16 protein-coding genes are annotated in these 16,940 nt (G+C 68.0%); 10 read left to right on the top strand and 6 right to left on the bottom strand.

Annotated features, from left to right (window positions below; all coding sequences use genetic code 11):
• Positions 1-15: 15 nt before the first annotated feature.
• Complete coding sequence (locus tag L1787_RS19065; RefSeq protein ID WP_235710698.1) at positions 16-1,521, bottom strand: alkaline phosphatase; 1,506 nt, start codon at positions 1,519-1,521, stop codon at positions 16-18.
• A gap of 186 nt (positions 1,522-1,707) precedes the next feature.
• Here L1787_RS19065 and L1787_RS19060 point away from each other — a divergent pair, with 186 nt between their 5' ends.
• Positions 1,708-2,535 carry an aspartate dehydrogenase gene (locus L1787_RS19060; protein ID WP_235710697.1) on the top strand — a complete coding sequence of 276 codons (828 nt, stop codon included), beginning with the start codon at positions 1,708-1,710 and terminating at the stop codon, positions 2,533-2,535.
• Between the two features lie 3 nt (positions 2,536-2,538).
• Here L1787_RS19060 and L1787_RS19055 read toward each other — a convergent pair whose 3' ends face one another.
• Genes L1787_RS19055 through L1787_RS19045 form a run of 3 tightly spaced genes read right to left on the bottom strand, consistent with a single transcriptional unit; the run spans position 2,539 to position 5,577 of the window.
• The gene (locus tag L1787_RS19055) at positions 2,539-3,879 is read right to left on the bottom strand and encodes a TRAP transporter large permease (RefSeq protein ID WP_235710696.1); all 1,341 of its coding nucleotides are present in this window, start codon (positions 3,877-3,879) and stop codon (positions 2,539-2,541) included.
• Positions 3,876-4,421 (bottom strand): TRAP transporter small permease subunit, encoded by a 546-nt coding sequence (locus L1787_RS19050; protein ID WP_235710695.1) that lies wholly within the window; start codon positions 4,419-4,421, stop codon positions 3,876-3,878. The genes L1787_RS19055 and L1787_RS19050 overlap by 4 nt, the downstream gene beginning before the upstream one ends.
• A gap of 52 nt (positions 4,422-4,473) precedes the next feature.
• Positions 4,474-5,577 (bottom strand): TRAP transporter substrate-binding protein, encoded by a 1,104-nt coding sequence (locus tag L1787_RS19045; protein WP_235710694.1) that lies wholly within the window; start codon positions 5,575-5,577, stop codon positions 4,474-4,476.
• Between the two features lie 179 nt (positions 5,578-5,756).
• On the opposite strand from L1787_RS19045, the gene L1787_RS19040 reads away from it, so the two are divergent.
• The gene (locus L1787_RS19040) at positions 5,757-6,506 is read left to right on the top strand and encodes an SDR family NAD(P)-dependent oxidoreductase (protein ID WP_235710693.1); all 750 of its coding nucleotides are present in this window, start codon (positions 5,757-5,759) and stop codon (positions 6,504-6,506) included.
• Between the two features lie 12 nt (positions 6,507-6,518).
• Here the strand turns inward: L1787_RS19040 and L1787_RS19035 are convergent, their stop codons facing one another.
• Complete coding sequence (locus L1787_RS19035) at positions 6,519-7,031, bottom strand: winged helix DNA-binding protein (RefSeq protein WP_235710692.1); 513 nt, start codon at positions 7,029-7,031, stop codon at positions 6,519-6,521.
• 47 nt (positions 7,032-7,078) lie between these two features.
• On the opposite strand from L1787_RS19035, the gene L1787_RS19030 reads away from it, so the two are divergent.
• From L1787_RS19030 to L1787_RS19015, 4 genes are read left to right on the top strand one after another with little or no spacing between them, the layout of a single operon-like run.
• Positions 7,079-8,779, top strand: a complete 1,701-nt coding sequence (locus L1787_RS19030; RefSeq protein ID WP_235710691.1) for an AMP-binding protein — start codon at positions 7,079-7,081, stop codon at positions 8,777-8,779.
• Positions 8,776-9,936 (top strand): thiolase family protein, encoded by a 1,161-nt coding sequence (locus L1787_RS19025; protein ID WP_235710690.1) that lies wholly within the window; start codon positions 8,776-8,778, stop codon positions 9,934-9,936. Before L1787_RS19030 ends, L1787_RS19025 begins: the two co-directional genes overlap by 4 nt.
• On the top strand, positions 9,933-11,165 hold the full coding sequence (locus L1787_RS19020) for an SDR family NAD(P)-dependent oxidoreductase (RefSeq protein ID WP_235710689.1): 1,233 nt from the start codon (positions 9,933-9,935) through the stop codon (positions 11,163-11,165). Before L1787_RS19025 ends, L1787_RS19020 begins: the two co-directional genes overlap by 4 nt.
• Positions 11,162-11,944 (top strand): cyclase family protein, encoded by a 783-nt coding sequence (locus tag L1787_RS19015; RefSeq protein ID WP_235710688.1) that lies wholly within the window; start codon positions 11,162-11,164, stop codon positions 11,942-11,944. Before L1787_RS19020 ends, L1787_RS19015 begins: the two co-directional genes overlap by 4 nt.
• Before the next feature lie 31 nt (positions 11,945-11,975).
• Here the strand turns inward: L1787_RS19015 and L1787_RS19010 are convergent, their stop codons facing one another.
• Positions 11,976-12,863 (bottom strand): LysR family transcriptional regulator, encoded by an 888-nt coding sequence (locus L1787_RS19010; RefSeq protein ID WP_235710687.1) that lies wholly within the window; start codon positions 12,861-12,863, stop codon positions 11,976-11,978.
• Between the two features lie 307 nt (positions 12,864-13,170).
• Between L1787_RS19010 and L1787_RS19005 the strand changes: the two genes are divergently transcribed.
• Genes L1787_RS19005 through L1787_RS18990 form a run of 4 tightly spaced genes read left to right on the top strand, consistent with a single transcriptional unit; the run spans position 13,171 to position 16,940 of the window.
• Positions 13,171-14,157, top strand: coding sequence for a TRAP transporter substrate-binding protein (locus tag L1787_RS19005; protein WP_235710686.1), 987 nt, complete (start codon positions 13,171-13,173; stop codon positions 14,155-14,157).
• 5 nt (positions 14,158-14,162) lie between these two features.
• Positions 14,163-14,705, top strand: coding sequence for a TRAP transporter small permease (locus L1787_RS19000; protein WP_235710685.1), 543 nt, complete (start codon positions 14,163-14,165; stop codon positions 14,703-14,705).
• Positions 14,706-14,709: 4 nt separating this feature from the next.
• The gene (locus tag L1787_RS18995; RefSeq protein ID WP_235710684.1) at positions 14,710-16,008 is read left to right on the top strand and encodes a TRAP transporter large permease; all 1,299 of its coding nucleotides are present in this window, start codon (positions 14,710-14,712) and stop codon (positions 16,006-16,008) included.
• Positions 16,009-16,025: 17 nt separating this feature from the next.
• Positions 16,026-16,940: an SMP-30/gluconolactonase/LRE family protein gene (locus L1787_RS18990; protein WP_235710683.1), complete on the top strand. Its 915-nt coding sequence runs from the start codon at positions 16,026-16,028 to the stop codon at positions 16,938-16,940.

Raw genomic sequence — 16,940 nt, 5'->3', positions numbered from 1 at the left:
CCCCGAGGTCGATGCTCAGTTCGCGGCGTCCATCGCGGCGTGCTTCATCACGTGGAAGATGTAATTCTGCTCCACGGTGCCGTCGAAGAGGTGCGCGAACGGGCCCTTGGCATAGACCGCGACGTCCTCGCCGGAGTGGCTCTCGGAGGACATCGGGATCAGCGCCTCCTGGAGATACTCCATGTCGGTGACGTCCTCCTGGGTGAGCTCGGCGCGCTCGCCGGAGAAGGAGCCGTCGGCCTGCTCTTTGAGGACCGCGCCGGGGCCGTTCAGGTAGCCGATGACCGTGTAGGGCTTGCCGTCGTCGGCGAGCGCCAGCTCGTCCGAATGCTTCACCTGGCCCTTGGCGACCTCGTGGCAGAGGCCGAGGATCGGCGTGCCGCGACCGCAATAGCCGTTGAAGGCGATCGCGTGCTCGTGGTCGGCGGTGACGATGATGAGGGTGTCGTCCTCGTTGGTCAGCTCGTCGGCGAGCGCGATCGCTTCGGCCCAGGCGACGCCGTCCGTCATCGCGCGATAGGCGTTGCCGTCATGGTTCGCATGGTCGACGCGGCCGGATTCGATTTCGAGATAATAACCGTCCTCGTTCTGCGAGAGATATTCGATCGCGGCGCGGGTCATCTCGGCGAGCGAGGGCTCCTCGTCCTTCGGACGGTCGGCCTCGTATTTCATGTGGCTGTCCTCGAAGAGGGCGAGAACCGGCGTTTCGCCGTCGAGGCTCAGCGCGTTGAAGGTCTCCATGTTCCAGGCATACTCGCCGCCCGCCTCTTGAAGCTCGGCGATGAGATTGCGGCCGTCCTCGCGGCGGCCCTCGCCGCCTTCCTCGGTGTTCACGCCCGTCGGCGCGAAATAGCGGCGCCCACCGCCGAGCGCGATGTCGACGACACCGGCGGTCATCTGGTCGAAAAGCTGGGCGGCGATGTCGCGCGAGTTATCGCAGCCTTCCGGCACGGCGCCTTCCCAGTTGCGGTTGGCGGTCTTCGCGTAGACGGCGGCCGGGGTCGCGTGGGTGAGGCGCGCGGTGGAGATGATGCCGACCGACTTGCCCTCGTCGGAGACCATCTCGGCGAACGTCTTCAGTTCGTTGCCGGCCTCGGAGGCGCACTCGTCGTGGATCGCGCCGTCGGGGTCGAGATTGATGGTGTTGAAGACCTGCTTGACGCCGGTGTTCATCGAGCCGGCGGTCGGCGCGGAATCGGGCGTCTGGGCGTTCACATTGTAGGTTTTGACGAGCGCGAGGTTCGGGAACGTCTCGTAGGGAAGGACGTGCTCCTCGCCGAGCTTGCCCTCTTCCTGCCCGGCGAAAACGCGCAGCGCATAGTTGGTGCCGACGCCGTTGCCGTCCGCCACGAACAGGATCACGTTCTTGGCGCGATTGGTGTTCGGCTGGCGGGCCAAACGGTCCTGGATCGTGGCCTGTCCGTCCACGTACCAGGAATTGTTCTCCTGGGGGACGTCTTGGGCAAAGGCGGCACCAGCGAGAACGGTGAGTGCCGTGGTCGCAAGGGCGATCGCTTTCATGGGATCGGGCTCCACTCGAGGATTGTTTCGAGCTGCCCATACGCGAGCCGCATGACGTTTCGACAACACGCCGCGCCGATCCCGCCATTCGTCCCAGGGTGGGCGACGGCCTTGCGGCCCCTTCGGTGGTGAAGCGGGCGAAGTTCCGCTATCCCTCGCCGATCTTCTCAACACAATGAGCGAACCATGCGGCGACTTGGACTGATCGGCTACGGCAACATCGCAAAGACCCTGTGCGGCGTTCTCGCCGAATCCGGGCACCTCGAACTCGATCAGATCAGCATCCTCGCCCGCCCCGGCCGGGTCGAACCCGCGATCGAGGCGCTGCGCGAGAACGCGCTTCGCTTCGCCGCCGAGATCAACGTCTTCGAGACGGTGGAGGGCTTTCTCGCCGACGGGCCCGAGCTCGTCGTCGAATGCGCGACGCACGAGGCGGTGCGCACGTCCGTTCCCGCCGTGCTGCGTGCCGGGCGCGAGGCGGTGATCGTGTCGATCGGCGCCCTGGCCGACGAGGCGATCGAGGCCGAGCTCGCGGCGGCCGCGAAGGCCGGCCTCACCCGCGCCGTCCTGGTGCCGGGCGCGGTCGGCGGGATCGACGCGCTCGCCGCCGCGAAACTGTCCGGCATCGAGAGCGTGACCTACACCTCGCGCAAGCCCCCCGCCGCCTGGAAGGGCACGCCGGCCGAGAAGGCGGTCGACCTCGACGGCCTCACCGCGGAGGCCGTCTTCTTCACCGGCGACGCGCGCGAAGCGGCGACGGCCTATCCGAAGAACGCCAATGTCGCCGCGACCCTGGCGCTCGCCGGAGCGGGCTTTGCCGGCACCAAGGTGCGCCTCGTCGCCGATCCCGCCGCTCCCGGCAACATCCACGAATACGAGGTGCGGTCCGGCGCGGTGAACTTCACGATGCGCCTCGAGGGCAAGGTGTCGCCCGACAATCCGAAGACGTCGGTCTCCACCGTCTACAGCCTCGCGCGGGAGGTTCTGAACCGCGTCACCCCGTTCGCGATCTGACGCTCAATAGGCGATCCGCGGCAGCCAGAGCACGACCTGCGGAAACAGGAAGACGAGGGCGAGCCCGATCAATTGCAGGATCACGAACGGGATGATGCCGCGATAGATCTGGAACGTCGTCGTGCCCGGCGGGGCGGCGTTCTTCACATAGAAGAGCGCCATTCCGACCGGCGGCGTGAGGAACGAGGTCTGAAGGCAGATCGCGATCAACAGCGCCACCCAGACCGGATCGAAGCCGAGCGCGACCACCGCCGGCACCGTCAGCGGGGCGACGATCAGGACGATCTCCATCCAGTCGAGCACGAAGCCGAGCAGGAAGATCATGACGAGAAGCATCGCGAGGACGCCCTCCGGCGGCAGCGGGATCCCGGTGATCGCGCCTTCGATCACCTGATCGCCGCCATAGCCTCGCAGCACCACCGAAAAGCAGCTCGCCCCGAAAATGAGGGCGAACAGGAAGGCCGTCGTCTTGCCCGTCGCATCGCAGACCGCGCGCAGCGTCTTCCAGTCGAGCCGCCGGTCGGCCGCGGCGAGGATCGTCGCGCCGAGCGCGCCGACGCCGGAGGCCTCGGTCGGCGAGGCGATGCCGAGAAAGATCGAGCCGAGGACGGCGATCATCAGCGCCAGCGGCGGCCCCAGTGCGCGCAGGAGCGCGCCGATCGAGGCGTCCCCCTCGCCCGCCTCGGGCCGCGGCGCGTCGGACGGGCGGAGAGCCGCATAGACGACGATATAAACCGCATAGAGCACCGCGAGGAGGAGCCCCGGCAGGATCGCCGCCATGAAGAGATCGCCGACCGACAGACGAAGCTGGTCGGCCATCACGATCAGCATGATGGAGGGCGGGATGAGGATGCCGAGCGTCCCGGACGCAGCGACGGCACCGAGCCCGAGCGGCGCCGCATAGCGCCCCGCCGCGAGCGCCGGCAGCGCGACGGTCGCCAAGAGCACCACCGAAGCGCCGATGATCCCGGTCGAGGCGGCGAGCACCACGCCGATGAGGACCACCGCGAGGCCGAGCCCGCCGGGCACGCGGCGCAGCGAGGCGGACAGCGAGTCGAGAAGCCGCTCGGCGACGCCGGAGCGCTCGAGCATGTATCCCATGAACACGAACATCGCCATCGGGACGAGGCTGTAGTTCGAGATGGTCGCGAAGATGCGGTCGGCGGCGAAGCCGATGAAGTTGGTGCCGGCGAGCACCTTCACGCCGAAGAGCGGCAGGATCTCGCCGAGAACGGCGAAGAGCACGCCCACCCCGCCGAGCACGAAGGCGACCGGAAAGCCGAGAAAGAGGAAGACCGCGAACGTCGAAAACATCAGGACGACGAAGAGGAGGTCCTGGCTCACGGCAATTCTCGCGGTTGAGTGTCGGCAAGCGGCCGGCCGGCGAGGGTGAGGATCCCCCGCCCGATCGCCGCAATCCCCTGAAGGCCGAGAAGGACGAATCCGGCGAAGAGGACGAACTTGATGACGTAGCGCGCCGGCAGTCCGCTCGGCATCGGGGAGCGTTCGCCAATGGCGAAGGAATAAGCGAAATTGTCCCACGCGAAATAGGCGATGCCGATCACGAACGGCAGCAGAAGGACCGCCCCGCCGACGATTTCGATCACCGCCCGCCCCCGTTCCGAGAAGCGGGCATGAAGGACGTCGACACGGACATGCGCGTCGTCCCGGTAGGCGTAAGCGAGGCACCCCATCACCACGATGGCGTTGATGTGCCATTGGAGCTCTTCGAACTCGATCATGCCGATGCCGAAGCCGTAGCGCATCACGACATTGGCGACGACCACGAGCATCATCACCGGCAAGAGAAGGGCCGACGCGCGGCCGATCGCGCGGCTCAGCGCATCGATGCGTCGCACCAGGGCGGGAAGGAAGGCGTCCATCATCGCACGTCGGGCGTGCGGGCGGCCCGGACGGGCGCCACCCGCATCACTCCCGTCAGTCGGCGCCGCCCGCTTGCGTCCAGCTCGCCGCGTTCGCCCGGTAGGCCTGCAGCGAATCCCAGACGCGTTTGAAATCGGGATTGTTCGCCGCCTGCTCTTCCATCACCTCCGCGGTCGCCTGCTCGAAGGCGGCAAGGACGTCGGGCGGGAACTGGCGGATGGTGACACCGGCCTCCTTGAAGGCGTCGATGGCGGCCGCGTTCTCCGTGAGCGTCGAGGTGACGCCCCAGACCATCGTCTCGCGGCAGGCGAGTTCGATCAGCTTCTGCTGACCCTCGCTCATCTCCTCCCACTTCGCCTTGTTGATGATCAGCTCGTTGATCGCCGCCGGCTGGTGCCAGCCGGGGACGTAATAATTCTTCACGACCTTCTCGAAGCCGACGGCCTGATCGATCGTCGGCATCGAGAATTCCGTGCCGTCGATCACCCCGCGCTCGAGGTTCGGGAAGATGTTGCCGCCGGCAAGGAGGACCACGGAGGCGCCGAGCTTCTTCATCACTTCACCGGCGAGGCCCGCGAAGCGGAGTTTCAATCCCTCCAGATCCTCGACGGTTTCGATCGGCTCGGCGTACCAGCCGCCCGATTCGGCCTCCATCAGGCTGCACGGGATCGTGACGACGCCCTGCGCGTCATAGATCTCGCGCCAAATGTCGAGGCCGCCACCATTGTAGATCCAGCCGAGATACTCGAACGCGTCCGGCCCGAACGGGATGCCGCCGAAGAGCTGCACCGCGGGGAACTTGCCGGCGACATAAAGCGGGCTCGTGAAGCCGGCATCGAGCGTGCCGTTGCGCACCGCGTCGAAGATTTCGAGCGGCGGGACGAGGCGGCCCGGTGCGTAGAGATCGACCTCGATCGCGCCGTCGGAGGCGGTGGTGACGATATCGGCGAAGTGTTGCGCATCGCGGCCCGAGGCGGGCAGCGTCAGCGGCCATGCGCTCTGCACCGTGAGGGACACATCCTGCGCGGCCGCCTTGTCCGGCGCGGCGACGAGGGCCGCACCGAGGCCCATGGCGGCGAGACCGCCCGCCTTGAGGCCGGACTTAAGGCCCGCCTTGAAGATTGTCCGTATCGGGCCGCGCGCTGCGTTCCTGACCATCGTCACTCACTCCCCGTTTTCGTGGTTCGACGTCGCCCTCGGTGCGCTTTCGGGCTGCTGAACGCATCCTCTCGGCACCAAACTCGAACGAGGTTATAACGTAATTTATTGGATGAAAAGCTTGTTCTGAACCACAATCTCGGTAGATCTTTAGGCGAGACGTGAGGAAAAAGGCGGCAATGGCGACGGTTTCGGGGCAGCGTATCGCATTGGTGACGGGCGCGGCGAGCGGCATCGGCCGCGCGTGCGCCGAACGTCTCGCGCGCGACGGATGCGCCCTCGCCGTCCTCGATCGCGACGCGGCGATGCTCGCCGACATCACCATCCCCGGCATGATGACGATGACGGCCGACGTCACCGACGAGAGCGCCGTCGCGGGTGCCTTCGCACGCATCGAGGCAGCGCTCGGCCCGGTCGACATTCTCGTCACCTCCGCCGGCATCATGGCCAATGCGCCGGTGCCGATCGCGCACATGTCGGTCGATGCCTGGGAGGCGACCTTCAAGGTCAACACCACCGGCACGTTCATCGCCGTGCGCGAGATGTTGCGGCGGCGCGAGGCGGTGCCGGTCGCGGACGGCCGGATCGTCACGATCTCGTCCGCGGCGGCCCAGCTCGGCGGCTATCGGGGCGATGCGGCCTATGTCGCCTCCAAGGCGGCGGTCCTCGGCCTCACGAAGATCGCGGCGCGGCAGGCGGCGCCCTCGGGCCTCACGGTCAACACCGTCGCGGCGGGGCCCGTCGACACCGCGATGTTCCAGCGCGCGATGCCGCCGGAGGCCGTGCCGGGCCTTCTCGACAAGATCCCGCTCGGCCGCGTCGGCGCGCCGGGAGACGTCGCGGGGATGGTCGCCTTCCTCGCCACGGTGGAGGCCGGTTGGATCACCGGCGCCACCTTCGACGTCAATGGCGGCTACCGGATGCAGTAGGAGATGGCGTTGTCAGGGCTGACGGGTCAGAAGCAGATCGCTCGATTGATCATAAAGGCCGATCATGACGTGCATACGCATGATCAGCTCGTCGAGTTCGCCGTGCGAGGGCGCGGCCTGCATGAAGAGGCGCAGGAGCACCTCGCGGCGGCGCGCGAGATAGGCCTCGACGATCTCCGTTCCGGCCTCCGTCATCGCATAGACGGTCGCCTTCTTGGAGCGCCCTTGCCGCTCGATGAGGCCGAGCTGGGTGAGCTTCTTCAGCCCATATTGGAGGTTCGCGATATCGTCGCGATGCAGGAGGCGGGCGATCTCCATCAGCCCCTTCGGCGCCCCCATCATGTGGACGGCATGGAGGATCGCCGCCTCGGTGCTCGACAGGTTGGTGTCGGAGACCGCGCCGAGACAATCCCGCCGCCAGCGCGCGAAGGCGGCGCCGAGGTGCCAGATCGCGTACTCGAACTCGGCAAGGCGCCGCTCATAGAGGGCGGTCTCGTCGGTGTTCTCGTGCGTGGGGCTCGTCATCGTCATCCTGTCCATCGGCCGGTTCGCGCCGCACGGGAGGTCACGGCGTGAGTGCGCCGCAACAAGGCCCAGCACCGGGCGCGGGTCAAGCCGTTCCGCATGACGGCTCGGTCTACGACCTCCTGAAGGCGCAGGCCGCCCGGTACCCGGACAACGAGCTTCTGGCGCTACCGCGCGCCGTCGCCGCATTGTGGGGGGACGCGCCGCCGAGCCTCACCTATGCGGCCGTGCTCGCCCGCGCCGACACCCTCGCGATGCTCTATCGCGCGGCGGGATACGGGCCGGGCCACCGCGTCGCGCTCCTCCTCGAGAACCGGCCGGCCCACTACCTCCATTGGCTCGCCCTCAACAGTCTCGGGGTCAGCATCGTCCCCCTCAACCCGGACTATCGCGAGGCCGAGCTCGCTTATGTGATCGAGCACAGCGAGGCGGCGCTCATCGTGACGCTTCCCGGCCGGCGGGGCGAGATCGCCGACGTCGCCGCCCGGCTCGGCGTTCCGGTGATGGTCGACGATGACACCGCGCCGCCCACCGCGCGCCCGGCCGCGCCCACCGCACCGGCCGATCCCTCTTCCCCCACCTCGCCGGCGGACGCCGAGTGCGCCCTTCTCTACACCTCCGGCACCACCGGGACGCCGAAAGGCTGCCTCCTCTCCAACGCCTATTTTCTCGGCTGGGGCGATTGGTACGTCGCCCAGCAAGGGCTGATCGGATTGCGGCCCGGCCGCGAGCGGCTGATGACGCCGCTTCCGACCTTCCACGTCAACGCGATGGGCAACTCCTTCGTCGGGATGCTGCGCGCGGGCGGCACGCAGATCATCATCGACCGCTTCCACCCGCGCGCCTGGTGGGAGACCGCGATCGAAACCCGCGCGACGTGCTTTCACTATCTCGGCGTGATGCCGGCGATCCTCCTCGCGCTGACGCCGAGCGAGGACGAGCGCGCCCATGGACTGCGCTTCGGCATGGGCGGCGGCGTCCATCCCGATCACCACGCCGCATTCGAGGCGCGGTTCGGCGTCCCCCTCCTCGAAGGGTGGGCGATGACGGAATGCGGCGGCGCGGGGATCTTGTGCGCGATGGAGGAGCCGCGCCATGTGGGCGAGCGCTGCCTCGGACGGCCCGACCGCGCCGGCCCGCCGCTCGACGCGCTGATCGTCGACGATGACGGCGCGCCCGTCGCCAAGGGCACGCCCGGCGAACTCCTGATCCGCGCCGCCGGACCGGACCCGAAGGCCCGGTTCTTCTCCGGCTATTTCAAGGATCCGGCGGCCACCGACGCGATCTGGCAAGGCGGCTACCTCCACACCGGCGACATCATGCGCGAGGGGGACGACGGCGCGCTCCATTTCGTCGACCGGAAGAAGAACATCATCCGCCGCTCGGGTGAGAATATCGCCGCGATCGAGGTCGAAGGCATTCTCGCGGCGCATCCGGCGGTCGGTCAGGTCGCGGTGGTCGCGGTGCTCGATCCGCTGCGCGGCGAGGAGGTGCTCGCCGCCATCGTCCCCGCCCCCGACATCGCGCCGGATCGCACGCTCGCTGAGGCGATCCTCGCACATGCCGCGCGCTCGCTCGCTTATTACAAGGTGCCGGGCTACGTCGCCTTCGTCGATTCCCTGCCGACGACGGCGACCCAGAAGGTGCGCAAAGCCGATCTCGGCGCCCTTACCGAGACCCCCGAACGCCATCCGGGCTGTCATGATCTCCGCGGCGAAAAACAGGCCTTGCGGAGCACGACCGCATGAGGCGGCTCGGCTATGAGGGCGTTGTCGTCGCGGCGCCGGTGAGCGTGCCTTATGCGCGCTTTTCCACCCGCACGGCGCACGCTTTTCTCGGCGAGCTGCTGCGCACGATCCTCGCCCGCACCGGCCTTGCGAAGGCGCGGATCGACGGGCTGTGCGTCGCGAGTTTCTCCCTCGCGCCCGATTCGGCCGTCGCGCTGACGGAGCATTTCGGGATCAGCGCGCGCTGGGTCGATCACCTCCCGTTCGGCGGTGCGAGCGCGATTCTCGCCCTCCACCGCGCCGCGCGTGCCGTCCAGGCCGGTGACGCCGAGATCGTCGCGTGTATCGCCGGCGACACCAACGACCCCGACGCCTTCCGCCGGTCGACCGCCGCCTTCAGCCGCTTCGGCCAGGATGCCGCCTACCCCTATGGCGCGTCGGGCACCAACGCCACCGTGGCGCTCCTCACCGATCATTATATGCGAACCTATGGCGTGGAAGCGGAGGATCTCGGCCGGATCTGCGTCGCCCAGCGCGCGAATGCCGGGCCCTATCCCAACGCGCTGCTGCGCTCGGCGATGACGATGGAGGACTATCTCGCCTCCCGCCCCGTCGCCGAGCCGCTCCGCCTCTTCGACTGCGTGATGCCCTGCGCCGGCGCCGAAGGCTTCATCGTGACGACGCGCGAGACCGCCGAACGCGAGGGCCTTCCTTACGCGAACCTCCTCGCCGTGATGGAGCGCCACAACGCCTACCCGGACGATCCGATCCAGATGCGCGGCGGATGGGCCGAGGGGCGCGACGACCTTTATGCCCAGGCCGGCATGACACCCGCCGCGATCGACTTCGCCGAGCTCTATGACGACTATCCCGTCGTCGTCGCGATGCAGCTCGAAGACCTCGGCTTCTGCGACAAAGGCGAGGCGAAGGCGTTTTTGCGCGCGCACGACCTCACCACCGCCGGATCCTTTCCGGTGAACACCTGCGGCGGGCAGCTTTCGGCCGGTCAAGCGGGCGCCGCGGGCGGCTTTCTCGGCATCGTCGAGGCCGTGCGACAATTGACCGACACCGCAGAGGGCGCGGCCGTCCCCAAGGCGGATATCGGCCTCGTCACCGGATTCGGCATGATCAACTACGACCGCGGGCTCACCGCGGGCGCCGCGATCCTCGCCCGATGAGCGCGCCGCGCCGCAATCCCGTCCTCGCCCCCAACAGGGCGACGATCCCACCGGCCCGGCGCAGCCGCGTCGCGACCGAGATGAGCGCGTGGGCCGCCGCCGGCGTCTTCGCGCTCCAGACCTGCGGCGAATGCGAGGCGGTCCAATATCCCCCGCGCGACGTCTGCCGCAATTGCCTCTCGCCGCGCCTCCGCTGGCGGCCGGCCGACGGGGCGGGCGCGCTCCTCGCCACGACGAGGCTGCATTATCCCTACGAGCTCTATTTCAGGGAACGCGCGCCCTGGCGCACCGGGATCGTGCGTCTCGCCGCCGGGGTGAGCGTCACCGCCTTCCTCCATCCCGATCTCGGCGAAGCCCCGGCGCCCGCCTTCGTCACCGCACGGCTCGACAGGGCGGGCCAGGCCGCGCTGATCGCCCTTCCCGATGAGACCGCCAACTTCGAGGTGACGCCGATGCGCGAATTCACCGCGTCCCCCAAAGGGCGCAAGATCCTGGTGACCGACGCCGCGTCCCCCGCCGGGATCGCCATGGTGAAGGCGATGTGCGCCGCGGGCGCCGCCACCGTCTGGGCCGGGCGGGCCGAGCCGTGGGGCGTCGTGCCGGGCTATGAGGAGGCGATCGCCCACCCCGCCGTCACCGTCCTCCCGCTCGACGTGACCGACGGCGATTCGGTGACGAGCCTTGCCGGACGGATCGGCGGGCGGACCGACATCGTCGTCAACACCGCCACCTATCACCGGCCGGGCCGTGCGCTCGGCGCAATGGGCGTCGAGAGCGCGCGGGCCGAGATGGAGACCACCTATTTCGGCCTCCTCCGCCTTGCCCGTGCGTTCGGCCCGGCGCTCGCCGCCCGCGCCGCCGAGGGACCGAACCACGCGGTCGCCTTCGTGAACCTCTTCTCGATCACCGCCCTCGTCGCCTCTCCGGCGAAGGCCACCCATTCGGCGGCGGAGGCGGCCGCCTATGCCTTCGCCCAGGGAATGCGGGCCGACATGCGGGCGAGCGGGCTGCGCGTCGTCAACGTCTTTCCCGGACCGGTGGACGAGGGCTGGAACCAGCTCGATCTGCCGCCCAAGATCGCGCCCGATGCGCTCGCCCGCGCCACGGTGAAGGCGCTCGAGACCGGGGTGGAGGACGTCTTTCCCGATCCTGTCGCGCGCCAATGGTATGCGCGCTGGCGGGACGATCCGGCCGCCTTCGCCCGCGAGCTCGCCGAGGCCGGGGCATGAGCGCGCTGCCGCTTCTTCTCGCCGAGCTGGCGAGCGGCGCGGTCGAGATCGTCGACCTCACGCACACGCTGTCGCCGGATTTTCCGCGCATCACCTTGCCCTCCGAGACGGTGCCCTCCGCGCCGTTCCGGATCGAGGAGATCTCGCATTATGATGCGCGCGGGCCGGCCTGGTACTGGAACAACTTCTCCTGCGGCGAACACACCGGCACCCATTTCGACGCGCCGGCGCATTGGATTTCGGGCCGCAATCAACCCGACAACACGGTCGACACGATCCCGCCCGCGCGCTTTGTCGGCCCCGCTGCGGTGATCGACTGCGTTGCCGCCTCGGACGCCGACGCGGATTTTCTCCTCACCGTCGACCATGTGCTCGCCTTCGAGGCCGAGCACGGGCGGATCGCCCCCGGAAGCTGGGTGCTGATGCACACCGGCTGGGCGCGCCGCGCGCTCGATCCGGTCGCCTTCCAGAACTTCGCCGCCGATGGCCAGCACACGCCGGGCCCCGACCCGCGCTGCGTCGCCTTCCTCGTCGAAGAGCGGGACATTTTGGGGTTCGGCACCGAGACGATCGGCACCGATGCCGGCCAGGCGAGTTATCTGAACCCACCCTACCCCGCCCACTACACGCTCCACGGCGCGAACCGCTACGGACTGCAATGTCTCGCCAATCTCGACAAGCTGCCGCCGACGGGCGCCGTCCTCGTCGCCGCGCCGTTGAAGATCCGGCGGGGGAGCGGAAGCCCGCTGCGGGTTCTCGCCTTCGTGCCGCGCGCCTGAGGCGGAGCGGCCGGCAGGACGACGCGCCGCCTCAATCCCGCACGCGGCGCAGCGTCTCGCAGAACGCGCGCGCCGCGAGCGACGGCTCCTGATCCGACAGCGTGAGGAGCGCCGCGCGGATCGGGATCGGGGGATCGAAGGGGACGAACGCCAAGTCGCCGAACAGCCCGCTCCGCTCGGCGAGCCGGTCGACCATCGCAATCCCCGCCCCCGCACGCACGAGGACGCAGGCGAGGAAGGAATGCCCCACCTCGATCGCCACCGGCCGCTCGGCGCCCGCCGCCCGAAGCGCCGACGAGATATATTCCCCGATCGGCAACGTGCTCGAAAACGAGATGAAAGGATCGTCCGGGATTTCGGCGACGCTGGCCGAATCGCGGTTCGCGAACGGATGGCCCTTCGGCACCGCGAGGACGACGGAGGTGAGACCCACTTCCTCCACCGCGAGATCGTCGACCCGCGTCGGCATGTAGGCGAGGCCGAGATCGACCCGCCGATCGAGCACGAGGTCGGCGACCTCGTAATTGAGTGCCGTCTCAATCGCGACCGTCACCCCCGGATGGGTCCGCCGGAAGAGGCCGAGCGCGTCGGCGAGCACCGTCAGCGCGATCGAGGGGATCGCCGCGACCCGCAATCGGCCCGATTGAAGACGCGCGAGATCGCCGGCCGTCCGCTCGATGAATTCGAGATCGGAGAAGACGCGGTCGATCTCGGGATAGATCGCCTTCGCCTCGTGCGTCGGCCGCAATCCGTTGGCCCGGCGCTCGAACAGGGGAAAACCGAGACTGTCCTCCGCATGACGCAGGAGACGGCTCGCAGCGGGCTGGGAAATCCCGAGCGCGCTCGCAGCGGTGGTGAGACCGCCGGTCCGCATGATGGCGCGGACGATCTCGAGCTGACGGATGCTGAGGCGTGACATAGCCTTACGTTATGACACGGCTCTCGCTTTGCATTAGACACATTTTGCTCCCTGTGAATGATGGATCCTGCAGGAGAACCTGCCGCCGACATTCGGAGCATGATTTCGTCGGTGCGACCCGCCCCTCGCAGGGCGTTGCCGTGCGCGCCGGGCGACACGCCGACCGGCGCGCTTACGAGGCTTCGCCCTCCTGGTGAGACGGAGCCGCACGAGCGTCACGCTCAACCACCCGGCCGCGCGCCTGAGGCCGCGGCCCACCAAGTCCAAGACGGGCCGAACCGCCCATATCGAACGAGGGAAACGCAACATGATGGGCAAAGCCCTTCTCGCGACCGCAGCCGTCGCGATCGGTCTCACCGGCCCCGCGTCGGCTGAGACGTGGACGCTCTTCACCCCCTTCACCACCAACGACAAGCCGACCCAGCTCTATCGCGCGTTCGCCGAGGACGTGAAGGCGGCGACCAACGGCGACCTGGTGATCGAGGTCTATACTGGCGGCGAGCTGCCGTACAAAAACTCCGACGTCCTCAAGGCGCTCGCGACGCAGCAGGTCCAGATCGCCGACCTCGCCGTCGGCCCCGTCGCGGGTGACGTGCCGGACCTCAACGTGTTCGTGCTGCCGTTCCTCTGCACCACGATGGACGGCTTCTACGCGGCCACCGCAGAGGCACTGCCGATCATCAACGAGCGGCTCAATTCCAAATTCGGCGTCAATGCGCTCACCGCCTGGACGATGCCGCCGCAAGAAATCTGGCTCAAAGACGGCGTCGACGGGATCACCGATCTCGCCGGCCGCAAGGTGCGGACCTGGAACCGGATGCAGGCCGAGATGATGGAGCTCTTCGGGGGCTCGGGCGTGTCGATCACCCCGGCCGAGGTCATTCCGGCCCTGCAACGCGGCGTCGTCGACGGGGCGATCACCGCCGTCGTCCCGGCCTATGACTGGAAGTTCTACGAGGTCACGAAGTACGGCTATATGCTGAACTTCACGATGACGAACCAGCTCATCGCCGTGAACCAGGCCGCGTTCGACGCCCTCTCCCCCGAGACGCAGACGGCGCTCGCCGACACCGCCGCCGCCTGGCAGGACAAGTTCCGCGCCGGCATCGAAGAGGCGGCCGCCGCGGCCAAGACCAACCTCGAGGCCGAGGGCATGACGCTCATCGACCCGAGCGAGGCCGACATCGCCAAGGCGCGCGAGTTGACGAGCCCGCTCAGGGAACAGTGGGTGTCGGAGAATGGCGAGCTTGCCGACCGTCTCCTGTCGAGCGTCAGCGGCGCCTGCGGAGCCTGACGCACTTGCCCACATCGTCCGGTCAAAACGGGTCCGTCGCCGAACCGCGATGGGCCCGTGGTCTCCGCCGCGGTCTCGATGCCGTCGCCATCGTCGCGCTCTGGATCGCGGGGCTCACCCTCGTCGCCATCCTCGTCGTCATGAACGTCGAGATCGTGGTGCGCTATCTCTTCGGCACGTCGACGCTGATCTCGGACGAATATGCCGGCTATGGCTTCGTCGTGATGATTTTGACCGGATTGATCTACGCCCACCGCCGGCGCGCGCTCCTGCGCGTCGACTTCGCGCTCTCGCGCCTCAAAGGGCGGGCCGGCCGGATCCTTCTCGGGATCACGGCCCTCTTCTCGACCGTGCTCGCGATCTTCTCGGCCTATGCGGGCTACAAGACGTTCGCGCTCAGCTTCCTCTTTAACTCCACCTCCTCCTACGCCTCCGAAACGCCCCTGTGGATCCCGCAGTCCGTTCTGCCGATCGGCTTCGCACTCCTCGCTCTCTCCTTCGCGGAAGAGGCGATGCGGCACTTTCTCGGCTTCGAGGATCGGACCTGATCTGATGGATTGGACGACCGCCCTTCTCATTTACGGCATCGTGGTCATCGCCCTTCTGGCGGGCGGCGCGCTGATCGGCACCGCCGTCGGCTTCGTCGGCATCATGGGGATCACGCTCGCGTCCGGCACGCGCCTGTGGCCGACCTTCGGCGACATCATCTGGAACACCGGGACATCCTTCACCCTCGTCGCGATCCCGCTCTTCATCCTGATGGGCGAAATCATCCTGCGCAGCGGGCTCGCCCAGCGCTTTTATGGCGGCGTCGCCACGCTTCTCGGGCCGCTCCCGGCCGGCCTCGCGCACACCAATATCGTCGGCTGCGCGGCCTTCTCCGCCCTCGCCGGCTCGACCGTCGCCACCGCCCTCACCGTCGGCACCGTCGCCGTGCCGGAGATGCGCAAGCGCGGCTATGACGACAGGATCACCCTCGGATCGCTGACCGGCGGCGGATGTCTCGGAATTCTCATCCCGCCGAGCATCCCGATGATCGTCTACGCGACGATCAGCCAGGCTTCCGTGCTCGACGTCTTCATGGCGGGCATCGTGCCGGGCCTTCTCCTCGCGCTCCTGTTCTCGGCCTATCTCTTCATCCGGGTTCTCCTCAACCCGAGTCTCGCCCCCATCGACAAAGACGAAGTGCGCAGCGATCGCGGTCGCGCGCTCCTCGACACGCTGCCCGTCGTGCTCCTCGTCGGCGCGGTCATCGGCGGCATGTATGCCGGCGTCGTGACCCCCACCGAGGCGGCCGGGTTCGGCAGCGCGCTCGCCCTCCTTCTCGGCCTCTTCTATCGCGACCTCACCGTGAAGGCGCTGGGCGCGGCCGTGCGCAATGCGGTCGTCAGCTCGTGCGTCGTGATGTTCATCACCATCAACGCGCAGTTCCTGTCCTTCGCGATCGTGCAGTCCGGCATCGGCCGCGGCCTGTCGACGACGCTCGCCGAAGCGGGCTTCGGGCCGTTCGCCTTCTTCTGCATGCTGATCGTCCTTTACGCGATCATCGGCATGTTGATCGACGGGCTGTCGATCATGCTTCTCACCGTGCCGGTGCTGTTTCCGGTCTTCCTGGCGATGGGCTACGACGTCGTCTGGATGGGTGTCATTCTCGTCCTCCTCATCGAGCTCGGCGCGCTGACGCCGCCGATGGGGCTCAATCTCTTCGCCATACAATCGGTCAGCGGCGCGCCGCTCGGGACGATCGCGCGGGCCTCGCTGCCTTACGCGCTGATCATCGTGGGCTTCGCGTTGCTGCTCTACGTCTTCCCCTCCATCGCGCTCTTCCTGCCGCAGGCGATGCGCGGTTGAATGCCGAGGCCCATTCGATGCTGTTCATGAACCCGCGCGTCATCGACGCCGCGCCCTTCGCTCGCCTGCCGGACGACATGCGGACCGGCGGTCCGTCCGAATGGCGCGACGGCCAACCGATGACGACGCCCGAGCACTCCCTCCTCGAAGGCCCCGCGTTCGACCGGGAGGGCAATTTGTGGTGCGTGGACATCGCCTATGGCCGCATCTTCAAGGTGAGCCCGGACGGCGCGTTCCAGACGGTGATCACCTATGAGGGCGAGCCGAACGGCCTCGCTTTCCATCGTGACGGCCGGCTTTTCATCGCCGACTATCGCAACGGGATCATGGTCTATGACCCGGCGAAGGGGACCGTCGAACGCTTCTTCGACCGTTACCGGCTGGAGCGGCTGAAGGCGGTCAACGATCTCACCTTCTCCACCACCGGCGACCTCTATTTCACCGACCAGGGCATGACCGGGATGCACGACCCGACGGGCCGCGTGTTCCGCATCCGCGCCGACGGGACGGTCGACTGCCTGATCGACAATGTGCCGAGCCCCAACGGCCTCGTCCTCTCGCCCGACGAGAAGACGCTCTATGTCGCGGTGACGCGGGCAAACGCGATCTGGCGCGTGCCTCTGCTGCCGGACGGCGGCGTCGCCAAGGTCGGCGTCTTCATCCAGCTTTCGGGCGGCGGCGGCCCGGACGGGCTCGCGATCGACCGCGATGGCGGGCTCGCGATCTGCCATATCGGTCTCGGAAGCGTGTGGCTCCTCAACCCGCGCGGCGAATTCGTCGCCCGCGTCGTCTCCCATGAGGGCGACCATACGACCAACGCCGCCTTCGGCGGACCCGGCAATGGCGACCTCTTCATCACCGAATCGGAGTCCGGCACGATCCTGCGGGCGGCCTCCGGTACGGTCGGCGCGACCCTCTTCGGCGAGATGTGA

The organism is Acuticoccus kalidii, assembly GCF_021556395.1.
Lineage (GTDB): Bacteria > Pseudomonadota > Alphaproteobacteria > Rhizobiales > Amorphaceae > Acuticoccus > Acuticoccus kalidii.
Note: the sequence above shows the minus strand (reverse complement) of the source record. Positions and strands in the feature narration are given on the sequence as shown.

Coding starts and splice junctions, on each gene's coding strand:
- L1787_RS19010 (WP_235710687.1), bottom strand. CDS start 12,863: ATGTCACGCCTCAGCATCCGTCAGCTCGAGATCGTCCGCGCCATCATG.
- L1787_RS18995 (WP_235710684.1), top strand. CDS start 14,710: ATGGATTGGACGACCGCCCTTCTCATTTACGGCATCGTGGTCATCGCC.
- L1787_RS19050 (WP_235710695.1), bottom strand. CDS start 4,421: ATGATGGACGCCTTCCTTCCCGCCCTGGTGCGACGCATCGATGCGCTG.
- L1787_RS19020 (WP_235710689.1), top strand. CDS start 9,933: ATGAGCGCGCCGCGCCGCAATCCCGTCCTCGCCCCCAACAGGGCGACG.
- L1787_RS19040 (WP_235710693.1), top strand. CDS start 5,757: ATGGCGACGGTTTCGGGGCAGCGTATCGCATTGGTGACGGGCGCGGCG.
- L1787_RS19035 (WP_235710692.1), bottom strand. CDS start 7,031: ATGACGAGCCCCACGCACGAGAACACCGACGAGACCGCCCTCTATGAG.
- L1787_RS19015 (WP_235710688.1), top strand. CDS start 11,162: ATGAGCGCGCTGCCGCTTCTTCTCGCCGAGCTGGCGAGCGGCGCGGTC.
- L1787_RS19005 (WP_235710686.1), top strand. CDS start 13,171: ATGATGGGCAAAGCCCTTCTCGCGACCGCAGCCGTCGCGATCGGTCTC.
- L1787_RS19060 (WP_235710697.1), top strand. CDS start 1,708: ATGCGGCGACTTGGACTGATCGGCTACGGCAACATCGCAAAGACCCTG.
- L1787_RS18990 (WP_235710683.1), top strand. CDS start 16,026: ATGCTGTTCATGAACCCGCGCGTCATCGACGCCGCGCCCTTCGCTCGC.
- L1787_RS19045 (WP_235710694.1), bottom strand. CDS start 5,577: ATGGTCAGGAACGCAGCGCGCGGCCCGATACGGACAATCTTCAAGGCG.
- L1787_RS19065 (WP_235710698.1), bottom strand. CDS start 1,521: ATGAAAGCGATCGCCCTTGCGACCACGGCACTCACCGTTCTCGCTGGT.
- L1787_RS19025 (WP_235710690.1), top strand. CDS start 8,776: ATGAGGCGGCTCGGCTATGAGGGCGTTGTCGTCGCGGCGCCGGTGAGC.